This is a genomic window from Streptomyces sp. NPDC101178, assembly GCF_044767965.1.
Taxonomy (GTDB): domain Bacteria; phylum Actinomycetota; class Actinomycetes; order Streptomycetales; family Streptomycetaceae; genus Streptomyces.
In genome coordinates, this window is sequence record NZ_JBIWOZ010000001.1 from 194,465 (window position 1) to 213,363 (window position 18,899).

Sequence of the window (18,899 nt, forward strand, 5' to 3'; positions counted from 1 at the left end):
CTACTTCTTGCGCGCGAGCGTCAGGCCGTCCGCGACCGTGAGCAGCACGCTGTCCATCCGGGTGTCGGCGGCCGCGTGGTCGTTGAACTCCTTGATCGCCGCTGTCGATCCGGTGGCGTGCGGGTCCGTGACACCGCCGTGGAAGAGCACGTTGTCCACGGCGATCACGCCGCCCTGCCGCATCCTGGGCACCAGCTCCTCCCAGTACGCGATGTAGCCGCCCTTGTCCGCGTCCAGGTAGGCGAAGTCGATGTGCGGCTCGGCGGGCATGGCGCGCAGGGTGTCCAGGGCCGGGGCGATGCGCAGGTCGATGCGGTCCGCGACGCCCGCCTTCTCCCAGGCCTCGCGCCCGTACGCCGTCCACTCCTCCGAGACGTCGCAGGCGATGAGCGTGCCGTCGGCGGGCAGCGCCTGGGCCATCGCCAGCGCGCTGAACCCGGTGAACGTGCCGACCTCCACCACGTGCCGGGCGCCCACCAACCGGACGAGGAAGGCGAGCAGCGGGGCCTGCTCCTCGGCCGACACCATGCCAGCGTGGTCGGGGAAGCGGGCGTACGTGGTGTCCACCAGCTGCCGCTGGACCGGGTCCAGCGGCGGGTTGTGGGCCAGCATGTACGCGTACAGCTCGGGAGTGATCGTGGTCTCGTTGCCCTTGGTCATGGCTCCAGCCTTCCCCAACCCACGCAGTCGCGCAGCCGAACGCGCGGAGCCGGACCTACGCGGCCGAAGCCGCCAGGAACCGGCGCAGGATCTCCTCCCCCGCCGCCCCGCCCCGCTCCTTGAGCGCCACGACGTGCGGGGCCCGCCAGTCGTGGTCGGCCAGTTCGCCGTGGCCGGGACGCCAGCCGAGGTCGGCGGCGAGCAGCAGGTCCGCGTCGAGAAGGGAGTCCCCGGCGGCCAGCGTGCGGGTGGCTCCGGAGCGGCGGGCGACCTCGTTCATGGCGGCGCTCTTGGTGAGCGGCACCGGGACCGCGTAGATCTTGCGGCCCTGGAGCGAGACCGTCCAGCCGCGCTCTTCCGCCCACACCGCCAGCTCCTTCACCCACTCCTCGGGCAGCAGCGAGCGCTCGACGACCAGGTACGCGAAGAGGTTCTCGGCCACCCGCTCCTTGAGGAGCCAGGCCGGGTCGGCGGTGGTGGCGAGGTGGGCGCGGATCTCGGTGAGGGGGGCGCACTCTTCGGCGATGCGCGCCTCCACCTGCTGCCGCCAGTCCCGGTCGGAGACGCCGTCGACCAGGATGTGGCCGCCGTTGGCGCAGATCGCGTACCGCGGGGCGGGGCCGGGGAGGTGGATGCGGTGGTACTGCTCGCGGGTGCGGGTGGTGGTGGGGACGAAGACCGTGGAGCCGGCCACCTCGGTGAGGAGCGCGGCGGCCGTCTCCGTCATGTACGAGAGGGGCTTGTGGCCGTACACCTCGACGCAGAGCAGCCGGGGAGCCTCCGCGTCGGGCATCGTCAGGTCGAGCGAGGCCGCCGAGTAGATCAGCGTACGGTCGAGGTCGCTCGCCACCAGCGTGGCGGAGCCGTTCCCGGCAACAGGAGTGCTCATGCGCCCTGCACCGCCTTGCCGTCCGCGCCCGTCGCGCCGCGCGTGAACCGGGGGTGGATCAGACCGACACAGCTGTACGGGAGGTCGTCGACCTCCTCGACCGGGACGCCGCGCTGTTCGGCCAGCAGCCGGATGTGGGTCAGGTCCGCGCCCGCGCCGCGCTTGGCGAGGATCTTCCACGGGACCCGGCGCAGCAGGACCCGGGTGGTCTCGCCGACGCCCGGCTTGACCAGGTTGACGTCGTGGATGCCGTACTCCTCGCTGATCCGCTCGACGGCCGCCCAGCCCTCCCAGGTCGGGGCCCGGTCGGCGGCGAGCAGTTCCTTGGTCTCCGCCTCCACCTGGTCCGCCACCTCGTCGAAGCGCGCGGTCACCGCCGCCAGGAAGTCGCCGGACACGTCCGACTCCGCCAGCTCGCGGTAGAACTTCCCGCCGTGGAAGTCGTTCGGCCCGACCAGGTCGGCGCGGAGCACCGTACGGGAGATGAGGCCGGAGACCGTGGAGTTGAGGCAGGCCGAGGGGATCAGGAAGTCCTCGCGGGTGCCGTACGTACGGACGCAGCCGCCGGGGTCGGCGAGCACCGCGATCTCCGGGTCGAAGCCGGCGATCCCGGTCGACTCCTCGAACGCGCTGATCGCCGCCGCCAGTTCGCGGGTGATCGCGCCCTTCCCCGTCCAGCCGTCGACGAACACCACGTCGGCCGGGTCGTGATGGGCGGCGAGCCAGCGCAGCGCGGTGGCGTCGATGCCCCGGCCCCGGACGATGGAGATGGCGTAGTGCGGCAGGTCCAGGCCGTGCCGGTGGCGGGCCCAGTGACGCATCAGGACCCCGACGGGCGTTCCGGCGCGGGCGAGCGAGACGAGGACCGGGCGCGGGCCGCGTTCGGCGAGGACCGTCTCGGTGACGGTGCCGACCGCACGGGCGATGCGCGCGGCGGAGGCGTCCAGGGCGGCCGTGAACAGGGACTGGTACTCGGCGCTCGGCTGGTACTCGACGGGCAGCGACTCCGCGTAGTGCGCGCCGCCGCTCTGGATCGCCTCCTCGCGCTCCTCGGTCGGCGCCTCCAGCTCGGTGTCCGAGAGGTCCTGGAGCAGCCAGCCGACGTCCTCGGGCGCGTAACTGGAGAAGTCGGGACCTCGGAGGGGCTCGGGCAGCACGGCGGACTCCTGAACAGGTGTGGGGGTGTACGAGGGGACCACCGCGAGGAGGACCTGGCCGGCGTGGGCCGCCAGGCGGGCCAGCAGGCCGTCGGGGGCGTGGAGCCCGGGAGTGTCGGCGGTGGAGTCGACGACGGCGACCACCGCGTCGAACCCCGCTCCCGCCACGTTGTACGCGAACCGGTCGCCGGGGCCGTCCGCCGGACCGTCGTGGGCCGGGAAGACGAGGCGGGTGCGTATCGCGTAACCCGGGTCGTCGACGGCGAGGACGGGCGAGCGGGTGGTCGTGGAGTACCGGACGTCCGCGTCGGGCCCCAGCGCCTCTTCCAGCGCGGTGCCCAGGCGCAGTGGCGCGTACATCAGCTCCTCGAAGCCGAGGACGAGGACGCGGCCGTGGCGGGCGCCGCCGTCCAGCGCGTCCGCGATCCGCTCCGCCATCCCCGGGAGCACCGTTTCGAGCGCCGCCCGGTGCGCCGGGGTGAATCCGTGCCGGCCGCCGTCGGGAACGCCTGCGGGCCAGTCCAGGGCGACGCGGGTGACCGGGGCGGCGTGCTCGTGGGCCTCATTGGCCCGGCCCGTCTGCTCCGCCTCCTGGGCAGCGACCAGGGCCTGGCCGCGTTCCAGTACGCCTTCGGGGAGCGTGACCGTGCCGGAGGAGCGGGTCACCAGGTCGACGCGGGCGCCGACCTCGGCGGCGAAGGCCGTCAGCCGGTCGCGGTCGCCCGCCGAGCGCATGTCGACCAGGGCGACGATGACGTACCGGTCGCGCGGATGCAGCTCGTGGAGCGCGCGGATGGTGTTGAGCACGGTGTTGCCGGTGGAGAACTCGTCGTCGACCAGCACCAGAGTGGACGCCTCCGCCTTTCCGGCCAGCAGCTCGGGGTCCTCCGGCAGCAGCAGGTGCGAGGTGGCGTGCGAGTGGGCCTCCTCGAAGCCGCCGGCCTGCGCGACGCCCGGGACGGGCCGCCGGGTGGAATGGAGGTACGGGGCGTCCCGCAGGCCGTCCGCGACGGCGTGGCCGAGGCCGGTGGCCGTCTCCGCGTACCCGAGGACCACCGCGTGGCGGGCCTCGTCGGCGCCGAGGAGCGCCCGTACGCGCTCACCGAGCCCGTACCCGGCCCCGTACACGACCGAAGGCTTCTGCGGCACGTGCTTGCCCAGCACGTTGGAGACGAGCAGGTGGGCCCGCTTGGGGTTGCGCCGCAGGGCGAGGCCCAGCAGCTCCTGGAGCTCCCCGTCGCCCTCCAGGGCCACTCCCAGCCGCTCGGCCACCCAGTCGCCCGACCACACCACGTCCACGGCCTCTTCTCTCCTCGCGCGCCCGCTCGTCGGTACGCGCTCACTACGCTCGGTCATCGGTACGCGCCGCCACGCGCGCTCACTTCGTCAGGCCGGCGGCCAGCAGGTCCACGAAGCCGACGTCCTCGCTCGCCACACCGAAGGCCTCGGCCCGCCGGAGCGTGCGCTCGGCCCAGGCCCGGTGGGGCTTCACTTCGTTCATCTTGTTCGTATACGCCGAGCGCAGCACCCCGCCGCCTCCGCGCTCGGGCCGCAGGATGTCCTGCGCGTCGGTGAACTCCTCGTGGCTGACCACGGAGAGTGCGTGGACGGGTGCCACGTGCGAGGGGTGGATGCAGGTCTTGCCGAGCAGGCCGTTGGCCCGGTCCAGCTCGATCTCCCGCAGAAGTCCGTCGAGGTCGTGCTCGATCAGCGCCGTACGCAGCTCCTCGGCGCTGCCCTCCAGGAAGGGGCTGCGGCGCAGCTGGGGCTTGAACATGCGCTCCTGGCGGCGGAAGTACTCCCAGACCGGGCCGGTGATCGTGAAGCCGGTGCCGTCGGCCCGGCCCAGCACGTTGACCACGTCGGCGATGACGGAGCCGACGATCTGGACGTCGTACGCCGTCATGTCGGGGGCGCGGCGCAGTCCGTAGGCCGAGCAGAAGTCGGTGACGCCGAGCCGCAGGGCGAGCACGCGGTCCCGGTATTTGTCGACGGAGCGCGCGATGCCCTGGAGGACCTCGCCGCGGGTCTCCAGGTGGAGCAGCTCGGGCGATTCGAGGACGGGCATGGCGAACAGCCGTTGTCCGCAGGCGGCTTCGGCTTCTTCCAGGGCCTCCAGGAAGAGTGTTCCGCGCTTCTCGGTGAATTTGGGAAGTACAAAACCGGACAATGTCCGGACGGCCGTGCCGAGCCGGTCGACCAGGTCGGTGATCTGGCCCGGTTCGCGGACCCGGACGAAGAGGAGCGGCAGTCCGGCGCCCGTGGCGTCCCGCTCCGCGAGCGCGGTGAACTGCCTCACCAGGTTGGCCTCCGCGTCGACCACCTCGGCGTCGTCGATCGAATCCTCCAGGCAGAGCACCATGGAGACGACGCCGCGCCCGGCCTGCTTCGTCACGTCGTCGGCCAGGGTGGGCCGGGTGGCCGGGGAGTAGAGCGTGGCGCCCAGCGCGACGGAGAGCAGGCTCGCGGGCGAGGCGGCGGTGAACTCGCACGGCTCGCGGAAGAACAGGCCCTCCCGGGCAGCGGGCGGTATGTGCCCGAAGTGACGCATGAGTTTCCCCCGAACTGCCTGACCGGCCGGACAACGTATGGCCGGTAATAGTACGTACGGACGAGTGTCAACAGTTCCCGATGTACATGAATTTCCGGTTACCCGCCCTTCACCCGGCCTCTCCTGGCGGTATCGTCCGGCCCTCCTCCTTCCCTCTCTCCGGCTCGCTACCACCGCAACAGGACCGCAACAGGACCGGGGCTTTGCCGCCCCCCGCGTTGCCCGCACGTGCCGCCGGCAGGCAGGATGACGCCCATGACGCACACGATGCTGAAGGGCTCGAACGTCCCGGTCGACGCCGTGGCCGTACGGGCCGTGCTGCGGTGGACCCCGGGGACCGGCGTTCCCGATGTGGACGCCTCCGCTCTGCTGCTCGGGGCCTCCGGCCGTGTGCGGTCCGACGAGGACTTCGTCTTCTACAACCAGCCCCGCCATCCCTCCGGTCTGGTCCGGCGGCTGCCGAAGCGCAGCGTCCCCGAGGGACTCACGGACACGATCGAGGCGGATCTCGGCGCGCTCGACCCGTCGGTGGACCAGGTGGTCATCGCCGCCTCGTCCGACGGCGACGCCTTTCAGCAGGTGCCGGACCTGCGGATACTCCTCTTCGACGCCGCCTTCGCCGACGGCGAGCCGCTGGCCGTCTTCGACGTGCGGCCGGAGACCGGGAAGGAGACCGCGATCATCTGCGGCGAGCTCTACCGGCGCGGCGAGGGGTGGAAGTTCCGGGCGGTCGGCCAGGGCTATCCGACCGGGCTGATCGGTCTCGCCACCGCCTTCGGGATCTCGGTCGACGACTCGGAAGCCGGGAACGGGTCGGAGGAGGAACCGGCCGGTGCCGCTCAGGCTCCCGCGCACGCCGTCCCCGATCCCGCCGCGCCCCCGCACGCCGCCTCCGCGCCGGGCGCCGACTCCCAGGCCACCGTCCTGCACCGGCAGCCCGCCTACGGCTACCCGCCGCCCGTCGCGCCTCCGGCCGTGCCTCCGGTGCCCGCCATGCCCGCGCCGCAGCCCGCCGCGAACGCCCAGCGGGCATACGGCTACCCGCAGGCGGCCGGTGCGCCGCCCGCCTACGGCTATCCGCAGCCCGCCGCGGCCGCCGCCCACGCGCCCGACCCGCACTTCGTCCTGCCGCCGCAAGGGCCGCAGTTCATCCGGTCCTGAACCCATCCGGGGCCGGACTCATCCGGACCTGACCTCATCCGGACCTGAACTCATCCGGCCCTGAGGGCTCAGGTCCGGGACTTGTAGCCGCGTCCCCACTGCATGCCGTAGCCGTAGAGCCGGTCCAGCTCGGACTGGAATCCGTAGACGAACTTCACCTCGCGCCGCACGATCAGCTCGCCCTTGACGTTCTCCACGGTGAACACCGCGCAGGAGCGGGCCTGCGGCGCGCGCTCGTCGAGCTCGATCTCGATCCGTGGGCCGTTGCCCGGGTAGAGCGTGATCTTGGCGTGCGTCCGGTCGAACGCGGGCGTCCGGTCGTAGATGTAGACGAAGAAGAGCAGTCGCTTGAACTGGTCGCGCTGGTCGAGGTTGACGTAGACCGTCTCGCCCGAGGGCGCGCCGAAGCGGTCGTCCCCGCTGAGCCGGATGTAGGGCGGGCTGTTCAGATCGCCGATCAGGTTGCCCAGCGGCTGCACGACCCCCTTGGTGCCGTCCGCCAGCTCGTACATGCAGCCGAGGTCCAGGTCGACGTTGACGACGCCCTGGGTGTGCGCCTGCACCACCTCGGGCTGGAAGAGCTTGAGCGGGCGCCGCAGCCGGCCGCTCTGGCGTGAGCGGCCCTCGATGTCCGACGTACGCATCCGCCAGGACAGGTTGACCCTCAGGTTGCCCGAGAGGGCGCCCTGTTTGCTGAGCGAGACCGTGGCATTGCGTTTCGAGAGCACGATGGCGCTCGACGTGCCGTTGCCCGAGTCGAACTGTGCCGCGCGCGCCGGCCACAGGCCGTCGAAGAACCCCATCCCAACCCCCACCTGTCCGACCTGTTCGCCGTGTCGGCCTGTCGCCTTGCCCGTCCGCGGGCCCGGCACACCACTGCGGGGCGGCCACCGGGCCGGGTCCGGGAGAGTCCCGGAGAGCCGTCGCCGTGTGGGCCGCCCCGCAGAGAGCGTTCCTCAATCCCTACCGGGTCACACCCCGGAGTTGACGTGAGCCTTGGAACCGGGACTTCCACCGATGTCCCCGCCGCCTCCGCCCGAAGCGGCGATGGCCTTGTTGCGGCGGAGCGAGGACCAGAAGGAGAGGCCGATGAGGACGACGCCGATCAGGCCGGTGATGATCTCGTTGATCTCGTACTGGATGGTGACCAGCAGGATGACCGAGAGCGCGCCGATCGCGTAGTGCGCGCCGTGCTCCAGGTAGACGTAGTCGTCCAGCGTGCCCTGGCGGACCAGGTAGACGGTGAGCGAACGGACGTACATCGCACCGATACCGAGGCCGAGGGCCATCAGCACGATCTCGTTGGTGATGGCGAAGGCGCCGATGACGCCGTCGAACGAGAAGGAGGCGTCCAGGACTTCCAGGTAGAGGAAGAGGAAGAACGCGGCCTTTCCGGCGAGGGCGACCCCGGTGACGGGCTTGCCCTTCTTCCTGGCCTCTTCCTCGGCCTCGTGCTCGCGCTCCTCCTCCTCTTCGAGCTTGCCCTCGAAGAATCCGGAGAGCCCGCCGACGATGAGGTAGGTGATCAGACCGGCGATACCCGAGAGCATGACGGTCGACGCCTTGTCCACGTGCCCGCCACCGTGCTGGTGGGCCTGGGTCGCGAAGGTCATGGCAGTGATCATCAGCACGATCAGCGCGACGCAGACCGACAGCATGTCGACCTTGCCGAGCTTGGCGAGCGGGCGCTCGATCCAGCGGAGCCACTGGATGTCACGGTCCTCGAAGATGAAGTCGAGGAAGATCATCAACAGGAACATGCCACCGAAGGCGGCGATCGACGGATGGGCGTCCGTCACCAGTTCCTTGTAGCGCTCGGGGTCGTTGAAGGAGAGGTCGATGGCCTCGATCGGTCCGAGCTGGGCGCTCACGGCCACGATCACGACGGGGAAGACCAGCCGCATGCCGAAGACGGCGATCAGGATGCCGACGGTGAGGAAGATCTTCTGCCAGAAGGCATTCATCTTCTTCAGGATTCCGGCGTTGATCACCGCGTTGTCGAAGGACAGCGAGATCTCCAGGATCGTCAGGATCGCGACGATGCCGAATGCTTGCCACCCCCCGTAGAAGAAGGCTGCGACCAGGCCGAGCGCGGTCACCGCGAACGACCAGCCGAAGGTTTTCAGAACCACTGCTACCCCATCGTGTCCATGTAAGGGTCTCCCCCGGTGTGTACGGGGCTCCCCCGCGCCGTGCGCGGCGTTACGAAACGTTGACGCCGAAGTCTAGAGCGATGCCGCGCAGCCCCGACGCGTACCCCTGACCGACTGCACGGAATTTCCACTCACCCTGATAGCGGTAGAGCTCACCGAAGATCATCGCGGTCTCGGAGGAGGCGTCCTCGCTCAGGTCGTAGCGCGCCAGCTCCTGTCCGTCGGCCTGGTTGACCACGCGGATGAAGGCGTTGCTGACCTGGCCGAAGGCCTGGCCCCGGTTGTCCGCGTCGTGGATGGAGACCGGGAAGACGATCTTGTCGCAGTGGGCGGGGACCTGGTCGAGGCGGACGATGACCGACTCGTCGTCGCCGTCGCCCTCACCTGTCAGGTTGTCACCGGTGTGCTCGACGGAGCCGTCGGGGCTGGTGAGGTTGTTGTAGAAGACGAACCACTCGTCACCGAGCACCCGGCCCGACCGGCACAGCAGCGCGCTGGCGTCGAGGTCGAAATCGGCTCCGGTGGTGGAGCGTGCGTCCCAGCCGAGCCCGACCAGCACCTGTGTGAGGTTGGGTGCGACCTTGGAGAGGGAGACATTGCCTCCCTTGGCGAGTGTGACGCCCATGTATGTCCTCCCCGAGTCGTGGAAACGCTGACGGGCGCTTTCGGCACCCGCGGTCGGGCGTCGAAAGCGCCCGGTTGAGCGCGTCCGGCGCCGCACGGGGCGGCGCCGGACGGGGTGGTGCGTGGGCGCGGCACTGCGCGCCCGGTCCTGCTGGGGCGTGCGTGTGCTCAGACGTTGACGCCGAAGTCCTGCGCGATACCGCGCAGGCCCGAGGCGTAGCCCTGGCCGATGGCGCGGAACTTCCACTCGGCGCCGTTGCGGTAGAGCTCGCCGAAGACCATCGCGGTCTCCGTCGAGGCGTCCTCGCTCAGGTCGTATCGGGCGAGCTCGCTGTTGTCGGCCTGGTTCACCACGCGGATGTACGCGTTGCGGACCTGGCCGAAGCTCTGCTGACGGCTCTCGGCCTCGTAGATCGAGACCGGGAAGACGATCTTGTCGACGTCGGCCGGGACACCGGCGAGGTTCACCTTGATGACCTCGTCGTCGCCCTCGCCCTCACCGGTGAGGTTGTCACCGGTGTGCTCGACGGAGCCGTCGGGGCTCTTCAGGTTGTTGAAGAAGACGAAATTGCCGTCCGCCGCGACCTTGCCCTCGGCATTCGCCAGCAGCGCGCTGGCGTCGAGGTCGAAGTCGCCGCCGGTGGTGGTGCGGGCGTCCCAGCCCAGACCGACGATGACCGCGGTCAGGTTGGGCGCGGCCTTGGTCAGCGAGACGTTGCCGCCCTTGCTGAGGCTGACTCCCACGAGTCCTCCAGTAGTTTTCTCAGGGGCCGGCAGACACCAGCGTCCCCGTCGTTCGTTGGCATCGGATCAACGATTGGATCCTAGTGACCGGTTCCCGGCCAAAACAGGCTTTTGGCCGGGCGGCGCCAGGAGATCGCCTCAGAGCGCTTCGAGCGCCTTGATGTAGTCGTTCAGGTCACGTGCGTCCGGCAGGCCGTTGACGACGCTCCAGCGGACGGTGCCCGCCTTGTCGATGATGAAGGTGCCGCGCACCGCGCAGCCCTTGTCCTCGTCGAAGACGCCGTACGCCCGTGAGGTCTCGCCGTGCGGCCAGAAGTCGGAGAGCAGCGGGTATTCCAGGCCCTCCTGCTCGGCGAAGACGCGCAGGGTGTGGATGGAGTCGTTGGAGACGGCGAGCAGCTGGGTGTCGTCGTTCTCGAAGCGGGGCAGCTCGTCGCGGAGCGCGCACAGCTCACCGGTGCAGACGCCCGTGAAGGCGAACGGGTAGAAGAGCAGCACCACGTTCTTCCCGCCCCGGAAGTCCGCGAGCCGCACGGTCCGGCCGTGGTTGTCCTTCAGTTCGAAATCCGGAGCCTCGGTGCCGACCTCGATCGCCATGAACAGGTATCCCTTCCGCCGCTTCCCACTTCTCGCTTCCCGGTCCGGCCGGTGCGAATCCGTACGCACGCGTCCGGCCGTCCGGGTGACTCCCACCCTACGCACGGCCGGCGGAGCACGTACGAAGGCCCCCGGCGGCACGTAAGCGCCGCCGGGGGCCCCGGGTGGTCCTGCGAGTGGTTCAGCGCTTGGCCTTGGCCCCCTTGGGGGTGGCCAGACGGCTTCCCGTCCAGTCCTTGCCCGCGCTGATGCTCTTGGTCTGGGCGAGACCGGCCGTCTGGGCAGCCTCATTGATGTCGCTCGGCTCGACGTATCCGTCACGGCCGGTCTTCGGCGTCATCAGCCAGACCGTACCGCCGTCCTCGAGCAGACCGATGGCATCCACCAGCGCGTCCGTAAGGTCGCCGTCCTCGTCGCGGAACCAGAGCAGGACGACGTCCGCGACATCGTCGTACTCCTCGTCGACGAGTTCCTGGCCGGTAGTGGCCTCAATACCCTCACGGAGCTCCAGCTCGACGTCTTCGTCGTAGCCGATCTCCTGGACCACCTGTCCGGGCTCGAACCCCAGGCGTGCTGCCGGGTTGGTCCGCTCCTCCGCGTGGTCCGCGGTCGCGCTCACGGGATGCCTCCTGATCATGTCTTCGGAAAATGCTGCAGCCACGCGCGTGCGCGGGGCGTAGGCCGTAGTCCACACGGGCCCGGCGAATCGCGCAAGTACCCGGCGTGCGAGACCGCCTGAACGGTGACGTTCCCTGCCACGTCACCGCAGGCTCCGGCAAGTCTCTCCGGGGCCTGGGCCTGTCCCTCCGGGGCTCCGCGAGGTCGCCCCATCTGTTTACGTCCTTCCTCAGCTTATGCCGTTTCGCTCCGGCAATCGGAGTCGAACAGCCTTTGGGAACGCTTGGACGGCTTGGGCGTAAGGTTGCGGTTTGCCCGTACCCCACCGCGTACTGCCCATACTCGTGCCCCGCCGGAGAAATTTCGGAACCTCGGGGTTACCCCTCGGTAGAGATGACGTTCGGGCCCTCGCGGTAGCACGATGGAGGCGGCGCGCACACAGTTGTCCCGGGGGTACGTTCCCCGTAACAGACCCCGCAGAGCACCACCGAACAGCGAAGGAACAGTGTGGCTTCCGGATCCGATCGCAACCCGATCATCATTGGCGGCCTTCCGAGCCAGGTCCCGGATTTTGATCCGGAGGAGACCCAGGAATGGCTCGACTCCCTCGACGCCGCCGTCGACGAGCGAGGCCGTGAGCGGGCCCGCTACCTGATGCTCCGGCTCATCGAGCGCGCGCGGGAGAAGCGCGTCGCCGTGCCGGAGATGCGCAGCACGGACTACGTGAACACCATCGCCACGAAGGACGAGCCGTTCTTCCCCGGCGACGAGGAGATCGAGCGCAAGGTCCTCAACGCGACCCGCTGGAACGCGGCCGTGATGGTCTCGCGGGCGCAGCGCCCCGGGATCGGTGTCGGCGGCCACATCGCGACCTTCGCCTCCTCCGCCTCGCTCTACGACGTGGGCTTCAACCACTTCTTCCGCGGCAAGGACCAGGGCGACGGCGGCGACCAGATCTTCTTCCAGGGGCACGCGTCCCCGGGGATCTACGCCCGCGCGTTCCTGCTGGACCGGCTGAGCGAGGCCCAGCTCGACGCCTTCCGCCAGGAGAAGTCGAAGGCGCCGAACGGCCTCTCCAGCTACCCGCACCCGCGGCTGATGCCGGACTTCTGGGAGTTCCCGACCGTCTCGATGGGCCTCGGCCCGCTCGGCGCGATCTACCAGGCGCGGATGAACCGCTACATGGAGGCGCGCGGCATCGCCGACACCTCCAAGTCGCACGTGTGGGCCTATCTGGGCGACGGCGAGATGGACGAGCCGGAGTCGCTGGGCCAGCTGTCCATCGCCGCCCGTGAGGGCCTGGACAACCTGACCTTCGTCGTCAACTGCAACCTGCAGCGGCTCGACGGGCCGGTGCGCGGCAACGGCAAGATCATCCAGGAGCTGGAGTCGCAGTTCCGGGGCGCCGGCTGGAACGTCATCAAGCTGGTCTGGGACCGCTCCTGGGACCCGCTGCTGGCGCAGGACCGCACGGGCATCCTGGTCAACAAGCTGAACACCACGCCGGACGGCCAGTTCCAGACGTACGCCACCGAGACCGGCTCGTACATCCGCGAGCACTTCTTCGGTGACGACCCGCGGCTGCGCGACATGGTCAAGGACATGACCGACCACCAGATCCTGCACCTGGGGCGCGGCGGGCACGACCACAGGAAGGTCTACGCGGCCTACGCGGCGGCCAAGGCGCACAAGGGCCAGCCGACCGTGATCCTGGCGCAGACGGTCAAGGGCTGGACGCTGGGGCCGAACTTCGAGGGCCGCAACGCGACCCACCAGATGAAGAAGCTCACGGTCGAGGACCTCAAGCGGTTCCGCGACCGGCTGCACATCCCGATCACCGACAAGCAGCTGGACGAGGGCTACCCGCCCTACTACCACCCGGGCCGCGACTCGGAGGAGATCCAGTACATGCACGACCGCCGCAACAGTCTGGGCGGCTATGTGCCGACCCGGGTGGTGCGTGCGAAGCCCCTGCCGCAGCCCGAGGAGAAGACGTACGCGGCTGCGAAGAAGGGTTCGGGTTCGCAGTCGATCGCCACCACCATGGCATTCGTCCGCATCCTGAAGGACCTCATGCGGGACAAGGAGATCGGCAAGCGGTTCGTGCTGATCGCGCCCGATGAGTACCGCACGTTCGGCATGGACGCGTTCTTCCCGAGTGCGAAGATCTACAACCCGCTGGGCCAGCAGTACGAGGCGGTCGACCGCGATCTGCTGCTCGCGTACAAGGAGTCGCCGACGGGCCAGATGCTGCACGACGGCATCTCGGAGGCGGGCTGTACGGCCTCGCTGATCGCCGCCGGTTCGGCGTACGCGACGCACGGCGAGCCGCTGATCCCGGTGTACGTCTTCTACTCGATGTTCGGGTTCCAGCGCACCGGTGACCAGTTCTGGCAGATGGCCGACCAGCTCTCGCGCGGTTTCGTGCTGGGGGCGACCGCCGGGCGTACGACGCTGACCGGTGAGGGCCTCCAGCACGCGGACGGCCACTCGCAGCTGCTCGCCTCGACCAACCCGGGCTGTGTCGCCTACGACCCGGCCTTCGGGTACGAGATCGCGCACATCATGCAGGACGGGCTGCGCCGGATGTACGGCGAGGCGAACGAGGACGTCTTCTACTACCTCACCGTCTACAACGAGCCGATCCAGCACCCGGCCGAGCCGGAGAACGTCGACGTGGACGGCATCCTCAAGGGTGTCTACCGCTTCAAGCAGGGCGAGGCGGGCGAGGTCCCGGCGCAGATCCTGGCGTCCGGTGTGGCGGTCCCGTGGGCCGTCGAGGCGCAGAAGATCCTCGCCGAGGAGTGGAACGTCAAGGCGGACGTCTGGTCGGCCACCTCCTGGAACGAGCTGCGGCGCGAGGCCGTGGACGTGGAGCGGTACAACCTGCTCCACCCGGAGGAGGAGCAGCGCGTCCCGTACGTGACGAAGAAGCTGGAAGGGGCCGAAGGCCCGTTCGTGGCGGTCTCGGACTGGATGCGTTCGGTGCCGGACCAGATCGCGCGCTGGGTGCCCGGCACCTACCAGTCACTGGGCGCTGACGGCTTCGGCTTCGCCGACACCCGTGGTGCGGCGCGCCGGTTCTTCCACATCGACGCGCAGTCGATCGTCCTCGCGGTGCTCACCGAGCTCGCGAAGGAGGGCAAGATCGACCGGTCGGCCCTGAAGAAGGCGCTGGACCGTTACGACCTCCTGGATGTGGCCGCGGCCGATCCGGGCGCGGCGGGCGGCGACGCGTAGCCGTAGAGCTGCTGTACGGATCCGAGGGGCGGTGACGCGGGTGCGTCGCCGCCCCTCGGCGTACGGCGGCTCCTTCTAGTTCTCCCAGATCTTGAACGCCCTCACCTGGTACGGGGAGCGGGGCAGCCAGGTCCCGCCGCCCGGGTACGTCTCGAACTCCGCCGTCTCCTGGCATTCCGCCGACTGGTAGGTGGTGACGGGCCGGCCGGTGCGGTTGGCGAGGGACTGCGCGTCGCCGCCCTTGGGGAGCGGGGTGCAGCTCTCGATGTCGACGGTGGAGAGTTCGTACGTCTGCCGGGCGCCGGTGAAGTCGGGCTTCTTCCAGAGGCAGAGCCGGCCTGCCTCGCAGGTGCCGAGCCGGACGTCCGATGCCGGGTGCGCGCTCGCCCGGGATCGGTCCTCGGCGAGCGCCTGCGGGATGAGCACGGTGAGCGCCGTGACGGCCAGGCCCGCGGCGAGAACGGTCCTGCGGTTCGTGCGCGTGGTCGTACGCATGGTGGATCAACCCCCGTGGTCGTGCGCCGCCCCGGTCGTGGTGCGGCGCTGTCCTGACCAGCCTGACCAGCGTGGCGGTGCCGGCGGAAGAGGGAGACGGCCCGCACCACCCTGATAGGCGACAGCCCCGCCGAAAGGATTCGGCGGGGCTGTGGTGTGCGCTGTGTTGACGCCGCAGAGGGTCTAGATGTGACCGACTCCGGCACCCGCCTCGGCGTTCGCGCCGCGCTTGGTGAGGGTGGCGACACCGGCCGCGATGACAGCGACGACACCCGCGACGGTGAAGGCGAGGCCCATGCCGGACATGAACGTGTCGTGGATGACGCCGCCGATGGTGTCGATGACGTCCGGCGTCATACCGGGAGCCTTGGAGAGGGCGTCGACCGGGACCATGCCGAACTCGGCGGCCTCCTCCAGCTTCGGGTCGGGCGTGCCGGGCAGGCCGGCGTCCGTCCAGTTGGTGGCGAAGTCGGAGCTGACCTTGGAGGACATGACCGCACCGAGGACGGCGGTGCCGAGCGCGCCGCCGACCTGCATGGCGGCCTGCTGGAGGCCGCCGGCCACGCCGGAGAGCTCCAGGGGCGCGTTGCCGACGATGACCTCGGTGGCGCCGACCATGACCGGGGCCAGACCGCAGCCGAGCAGGGCGAACCAGAGGGACATGGCGAAGGTGCCGGTGGACTCGCTGAGCGTCGTCATGCCGAACATGGCGGTGGCCGTGCAGACCATGCCGCCGACCAGCGGGACGCGTGGGCCGAACTTGGTGATCAGCAGACCGGCGACCGGCGAGGAGACGATCATCATGGCGGTCAGCGGCAGCAGGTGCAGACCGCTGTCGACCGGGCTGAGGCCGTGGACGCCCTGAAGGAAGAACGTCACGAAGAAGAGGCCGCCCATGAAGGCGAACGCCATCAGCACCATGAGGACGGCGCCGGCCGTCAACGGGATGGAGCGGAACATCGCCAGCGGGACGAGCGGCTCGCGTACCCGCGTCTGCCAGAGGCCGAAGGCGAGGAAGAGGGCGATCGCGAGGGCGAGGAAGAACCAGGTCCAGCCACCGCCCCAGCCCCAGGACTCACCGGCCTTGATGATGCCCCAGATGAGGGAGAACATCGCGCCCGAGAGCAGCACGATGCCCAGGATGTCGAAGGAGCGCGGTGCGTTGGCGGCTCGGTGGTCCTTGAGGATGACGAGGCCGAACACGAGCGCCAGGATGCCGACCGGCACGTTGATGAAGAAGACCGACTGCCAGCTGACGTGCTCGACGAGCAGACCGCCGACGATGGGGCCGCCCGCGGTGGACGCCCCGATGACCATTCCCCAGATGCCGATCGCCATGTTCAGCTTCTCGGCGGGGAAGGTGGCCCGCAGCAGACCGAGCGCGGCCGGCATCAGCAGGGCGCCGAAGAGGCCCTGGAGCACCCGGAAGAGGACGACCAGGCCGATCTCCTTGGAGAAGCCGATCGCGGCGGAGGAGGCCGCGAAGCCCGCGATGCCGATGAGGAAGGTCTGGCGGTGGCCGAAGCGGTCACCGAGCTTGCCCGCGGTGATCAGGGCGACGGCCAGGGCGAGTAGATAGCCGTTGGTGATCCATTGGACGTCGGCGAGTGTGGCGCCGAGGTCCTTCTGGATCGCGGGGTTCGCGATGGCGACGATCGTGCCGTCGAGCGCGACCATCATCACGCCGATGGCGACGGCGAACAGGGTCAGCCAGGGGTGGCCGCGAAGCCCCTTGGCCGCGGCGGGTACGGGGCCGTCTTCCGGTTCCCGCGGCGCCTTCTCGACGGTGGTCTGACTAGTCATACGCGGAGACTAGTGACAGTCGCTGACAGTTGACAAACGCATTCACGAGACCGTAGCTGTCGCGTAGCTCACAGGTAAGCTGACCTGGACAAACGAGGGAAAAGAGGACCGGTACGTGACCCACGGGCAGAGAGCCGCGCCCCGGCCCGGACTGCGCGAGCGCAAGAAACAGCGCACCCGCGACGCCCTGTTGCGCGCCGCCCTGGAACTCTTCACCACTCAGGGGTACGAGCGGACCACCGTCGACGAGATCGTCGAGGCGGTCGACGTCTCCCAGCGCACCTTCTTCCGCTACTTCGCGAGCAAGGAGGACATCACGTTCGCCGTACAGGAGATGGTCGAGTCCCGCTTCATCGCGGAGCTGCGCCGGCGCCCTTCCTGTGAGGCTCCCTTCGAGGCCATGCGGCGGGCGGTGCTCTGCGCCTGGAACAGCATCGGCGAGGCGATCGCGGAGGTCATCACGGTCGACCTCCATATGCGGACTTACCAGATGATCGAGTCGACCCCTTCCTTGCTCGCCGCCCATATGCGGCGCGGAATCGCCCTGGAGAACCAGATCGCCCATCTGATCGCGGAGCGCGAGGGGCTCGACGTGACGCAAGACCCCCGGCCCAGGGTGGCCGTGGCCGCCTTCTCCGGGGTGATGCGGGTGACCGGCCAGCTGTGGGGCCAGGGGCACGATCCGAGCGTGGAGGCACTGCGCGACCTCACGGAGGAGTATCTGGACCAGCTCGTCCCGGCACTGGCGGGCACCTGGCGTCAGGCGGAGTGACCACCGGCCGCGACCCGACGTCGAGACACCGGGGCGGGCGGCGGCAAACAGAGGGCAGACGGTAACCGTCTGTGAAGGAATTTGGTTGAATCCTCTGCAGCCGGGTGATGTACCTCACCTGAATCACGGTCATACGCGCACGTCTCCTAGGGTGTGGCGCAGTGACTTCTTTCGACTCCTCCCCCACCCTGACCGCCTGGCGCGCGCTGCTCGCCGTAGCGGTCGTGTTCGTGATGCTGGCGACCACGGGGTGGTCCGCCGTACGGGATCACCACGCCGAAGGGGAGCGCGAGCTGGCCCTCGCCTCCTGGGCGCGGGACCGGATAGCGGGCCGTTCGCTGCCGGAGGTCGGGGCTCCGGCCTACCGGACGGCCCACTTCTTCGCCACGCTCACCTCGGGGCAGCAGCTCGCGCTCGCCGGCAAGTACCCCTCGGTCGTAGGAAATCTGAACGGGGTTCCGGTCACTCTGCGCTACCACGCCAACCGGCTGGCCCTCAAGCGGGCGGCTGCCGTCGAGAAGCGGCGTACGTACGACGAGGCGCTCTCGCCGGACGGCCGCGGCGAGGCGGCCCGGCGGATGGCCAGGTTCCGGTCGATGCTCGCGAAGGACCGCCAGATCCTGGCGTTCGACCCGTCCGGGCGGGGCCGCGCCGCCGAGGTGTTCGGCGACCTCGAACGGGCCGCGCGGGTCTCCGTGGTCGTCCCCGGCGTCGACACCGGCCTGCTCACGCTGGAGCGGAGCCACCGCGTCAACTCCGCGCCCGTCGGCATGGCGAGGTCACTGTACGCGGCGGAGCGCGCCGCCTCCCCCGGGACCCGTACCGCCGTCGTCGCCTGGGCCGACTACACCGCACCGGCCGGTCTCGGCATGGATGCAGCGCTCGGCGTGCTCGCGGCGGAGGGCGCCCTGCGGCTGAACGCGCTGGTGAAGGCGTTGCCCGGCACGTCCGCGGTCTCGCTCTTCTGCCACAGCTACGGCTCCGTGGTGTGCGGCGTGGCCGCGGACAAGGCGCCTGACCGGGTGGCCGACATCGCGGTCGCCGGATCACCCGGCATGCGGGCCGAGAGCGCCGCGCGGCTCGACACCGATGCCCGGATCTGGGCGATGCGGGACCGGGACGACTGGATCCGGGATGTGCCGCACCTGGAGTTCGGCGGCATCGGCCACGGCGCCGATCCGGTCGACCCGGCGTTCGGCGCGCGGCTGGTCTCGGCGGCCGGAGCGGCGGGCCACAGCGGGTATTTCGAACCCGGAACCGAGAGCCTCGGCAACTTCGCCGCGATCGGCGTCGGCGCCTACGGATCGGTCCGCTGCGCAACCGCCGATGGCGCTTGCCACCGTGGTATTTCCGGCGAACGGGAGAGCCGACGCGCATAGAGCCGTGTGGCAAGCCGATTGGTTGGGACTTACGCCGAGGGGGGACGTGTGCGCCT

The 18,899-nt window shown here is 69.8% G+C and carries 16 protein-coding genes; 4 read left to right on the top strand and 12 right to left on the bottom strand.

Features of this window, described 5'->3' with window-relative positions; genetic code table 11:
- The 4 genes from ACIRR8_RS00885 to ACIRR8_RS00900 are packed head-to-tail and all read right to left on the bottom strand — an operon-like array spanning nucleotide 1 to nucleotide 5,257.
- Nucleotides 1-660, bottom strand: a complete 660-nt coding sequence (locus ACIRR8_RS00885) for an O-methyltransferase (RefSeq protein WP_404057541.1) — start codon at nucleotides 658-660, stop codon at nucleotides 1-3.
- 55 nt (nucleotides 661-715) lie between these two features.
- Entirely contained in the window at nucleotides 716-1,549 is an 834-nt protein-coding gene (locus tag ACIRR8_RS00890; protein WP_404057543.1) for an HAD family hydrolase, read from the bottom strand.
- Complete coding sequence (locus tag ACIRR8_RS00895) at nucleotides 1,546-4,062, bottom strand: phosphoribosyltransferase (RefSeq protein ID WP_404057545.1); 2,517 nt, start codon at nucleotides 4,060-4,062, stop codon at nucleotides 1,546-1,548. Before ACIRR8_RS00895 ends, ACIRR8_RS00890 begins: the two co-directional genes overlap by 4 nt.
- Nucleotides 4,063-4,084: 22 nt before the next feature.
- Nucleotides 4,085-5,257, bottom strand: coding sequence for an HpcH/HpaI aldolase/citrate lyase family protein (locus tag ACIRR8_RS00900; RefSeq protein WP_404057548.1), 1,173 nt, complete (start codon nucleotides 5,255-5,257; stop codon nucleotides 4,085-4,087).
- 246 nt (nucleotides 5,258-5,503) lie between these two features.
- On the opposite strand from ACIRR8_RS00900, the gene ACIRR8_RS00905 reads away from it, so the two are divergent.
- Nucleotides 5,504-6,418, top strand: coding sequence for a TerD family protein (locus ACIRR8_RS00905; protein WP_404057550.1), 915 nt, complete (start codon nucleotides 5,504-5,506; stop codon nucleotides 6,416-6,418).
- A 68-nt stretch (nucleotides 6,419-6,486) separates the two neighbouring features.
- On the opposite strand, the gene ACIRR8_RS00910 is transcribed toward ACIRR8_RS00905, so the two are convergent.
- From ACIRR8_RS00910 to ACIRR8_RS00935, 6 genes are all read right to left on the bottom strand, one after another.
- Complete coding sequence (locus ACIRR8_RS00910; RefSeq protein WP_404057552.1) at nucleotides 6,487-7,221, bottom strand: Tellurium resistance; 735 nt, start codon at nucleotides 7,219-7,221, stop codon at nucleotides 6,487-6,489.
- 168 nt (nucleotides 7,222-7,389) lie between these two features.
- Nucleotides 7,390-8,550 carry a DUF475 domain-containing protein gene (locus ACIRR8_RS00915; RefSeq protein ID WP_404057554.1) on the bottom strand — a complete coding sequence of 387 codons (1,161 nt, stop codon included), beginning with the start codon at nucleotides 8,548-8,550 and terminating at the stop codon, nucleotides 7,390-7,392.
- 70 nt (nucleotides 8,551-8,620) lie between these two features.
- Nucleotides 8,621-9,196 (bottom strand): TerD family protein, encoded by a 576-nt coding sequence (locus ACIRR8_RS00920; RefSeq protein ID WP_404057556.1) that lies wholly within the window; start codon nucleotides 9,194-9,196, stop codon nucleotides 8,621-8,623.
- A 167-nt stretch (nucleotides 9,197-9,363) separates the two neighbouring features.
- Complete coding sequence (locus ACIRR8_RS00925; RefSeq protein ID WP_018511706.1) at nucleotides 9,364-9,939, bottom strand: TerD family protein; 576 nt, start codon at nucleotides 9,937-9,939, stop codon at nucleotides 9,364-9,366.
- 138 nt (nucleotides 9,940-10,077) lie between these two features.
- Nucleotides 10,078-10,536, bottom strand: coding sequence for a peroxiredoxin (locus tag ACIRR8_RS00930; protein ID WP_404057558.1), 459 nt, complete (start codon nucleotides 10,534-10,536; stop codon nucleotides 10,078-10,080).
- Between the two features lie 181 nt (nucleotides 10,537-10,717).
- Entirely contained in the window at nucleotides 10,718-11,155 is a 438-nt protein-coding gene (locus ACIRR8_RS00935) for a DUF3052 domain-containing protein (protein WP_404057560.1), read from the bottom strand.
- A gap of 506 nt (nucleotides 11,156-11,661) precedes the next feature.
- Between ACIRR8_RS00935 and aceE the strand changes: the two genes are divergently transcribed.
- Complete coding sequence (gene aceE / locus ACIRR8_RS00940) at nucleotides 11,662-14,394, top strand: pyruvate dehydrogenase (acetyl-transferring), homodimeric type (protein WP_404057562.1); 2,733 nt, start codon at nucleotides 11,662-11,664, stop codon at nucleotides 14,392-14,394.
- 75 nt (nucleotides 14,395-14,469) lie between these two features.
- On the opposite strand, the gene ACIRR8_RS00945 is transcribed toward aceE, so the two are convergent.
- Nucleotides 14,470-14,889: a peptidase inhibitor family I36 protein gene (locus ACIRR8_RS00945; RefSeq protein ID WP_404057564.1), complete on the bottom strand. Its 420-nt coding sequence runs from the start codon at nucleotides 14,887-14,889 to the stop codon at nucleotides 14,470-14,472.
- Nucleotides 14,890-15,072: 183 nt separating this feature from the next.
- A complete protein-coding gene (locus ACIRR8_RS00950; protein WP_404057566.1) occupies nucleotides 15,073-16,692 on the bottom strand; it encodes an MFS transporter in 1,620 nt (539 codons plus the stop codon).
- A gap of 115 nt (nucleotides 16,693-16,807) precedes the next feature.
- Here ACIRR8_RS00950 and ACIRR8_RS00955 point away from each other — a divergent pair, with 115 nt between their 5' ends.
- Nucleotides 16,808-17,464 carry a TetR family transcriptional regulator gene (locus ACIRR8_RS00955; RefSeq protein WP_404057568.1) on the top strand — a complete coding sequence of 219 codons (657 nt, stop codon included), beginning with the start codon at nucleotides 16,808-16,810 and terminating at the stop codon, nucleotides 17,462-17,464.
- A 161-nt stretch (nucleotides 17,465-17,625) separates the two neighbouring features.
- Complete coding sequence (locus ACIRR8_RS00960) at nucleotides 17,626-18,843, top strand: alpha/beta hydrolase (RefSeq protein ID WP_404057570.1); 1,218 nt, start codon at nucleotides 17,626-17,628, stop codon at nucleotides 18,841-18,843.
- Nucleotides 18,844-18,899 lie beyond the last annotated feature (56 nt).

Excerpts from the sequence above, each read along its gene's own strand:
- ACIRR8_RS00885 (WP_404057541.1), bottom strand. The coding sequence starts at position 660 with ATGACCAAGGGCAACGAGACCACGATCACTCCCGAGCTGTACGCGTAC.
- ACIRR8_RS00890 (WP_404057543.1), bottom strand. The coding sequence starts at position 1,549 with ATGAGCACTCCTGTTGCCGGGAACGGCTCCGCCACGCTGGTGGCGAGC.
- ACIRR8_RS00895 (WP_404057545.1), bottom strand. The coding sequence starts at position 4,062 with ATGACCGAGCGTAGTGAGCGCGTACCGACGAGCGGGCGCGCGAGGAGA.
- ACIRR8_RS00900 (WP_404057548.1), bottom strand. The coding sequence starts at position 5,257 with ATGCGTCACTTCGGGCACATACCGCCCGCTGCCCGGGAGGGCCTGTTC.
- ACIRR8_RS00905 (WP_404057550.1), top strand. The coding sequence starts at position 5,504 with ATGACGCCCATGACGCACACGATGCTGAAGGGCTCGAACGTCCCGGTC.
- ACIRR8_RS00910 (WP_404057552.1), bottom strand. The coding sequence starts at position 7,221 with ATGGGGTTCTTCGACGGCCTGTGGCCGGCGCGCGCGGCACAGTTCGAC.
- ACIRR8_RS00920 (WP_404057556.1), bottom strand. The coding sequence starts at position 9,196 with ATGGGCGTCACACTCGCCAAGGGAGGCAATGTCTCCCTCTCCAAGGTC.
- ACIRR8_RS00930 (WP_404057558.1), bottom strand. The coding sequence starts at position 10,536 with ATGGCGATCGAGGTCGGCACCGAGGCTCCGGATTTCGAACTGAAGGAC.
- ACIRR8_RS00945 (WP_404057564.1), bottom strand. The coding sequence starts at position 14,889 with ATGCGTACGACCACGCGCACGAACCGCAGGACCGTTCTCGCCGCGGGC.
- ACIRR8_RS00950 (WP_404057566.1), bottom strand. The coding sequence starts at position 16,692 with ATGACTAGTCAGACCACCGTCGAGAAGGCGCCGCGGGAACCGGAAGAC.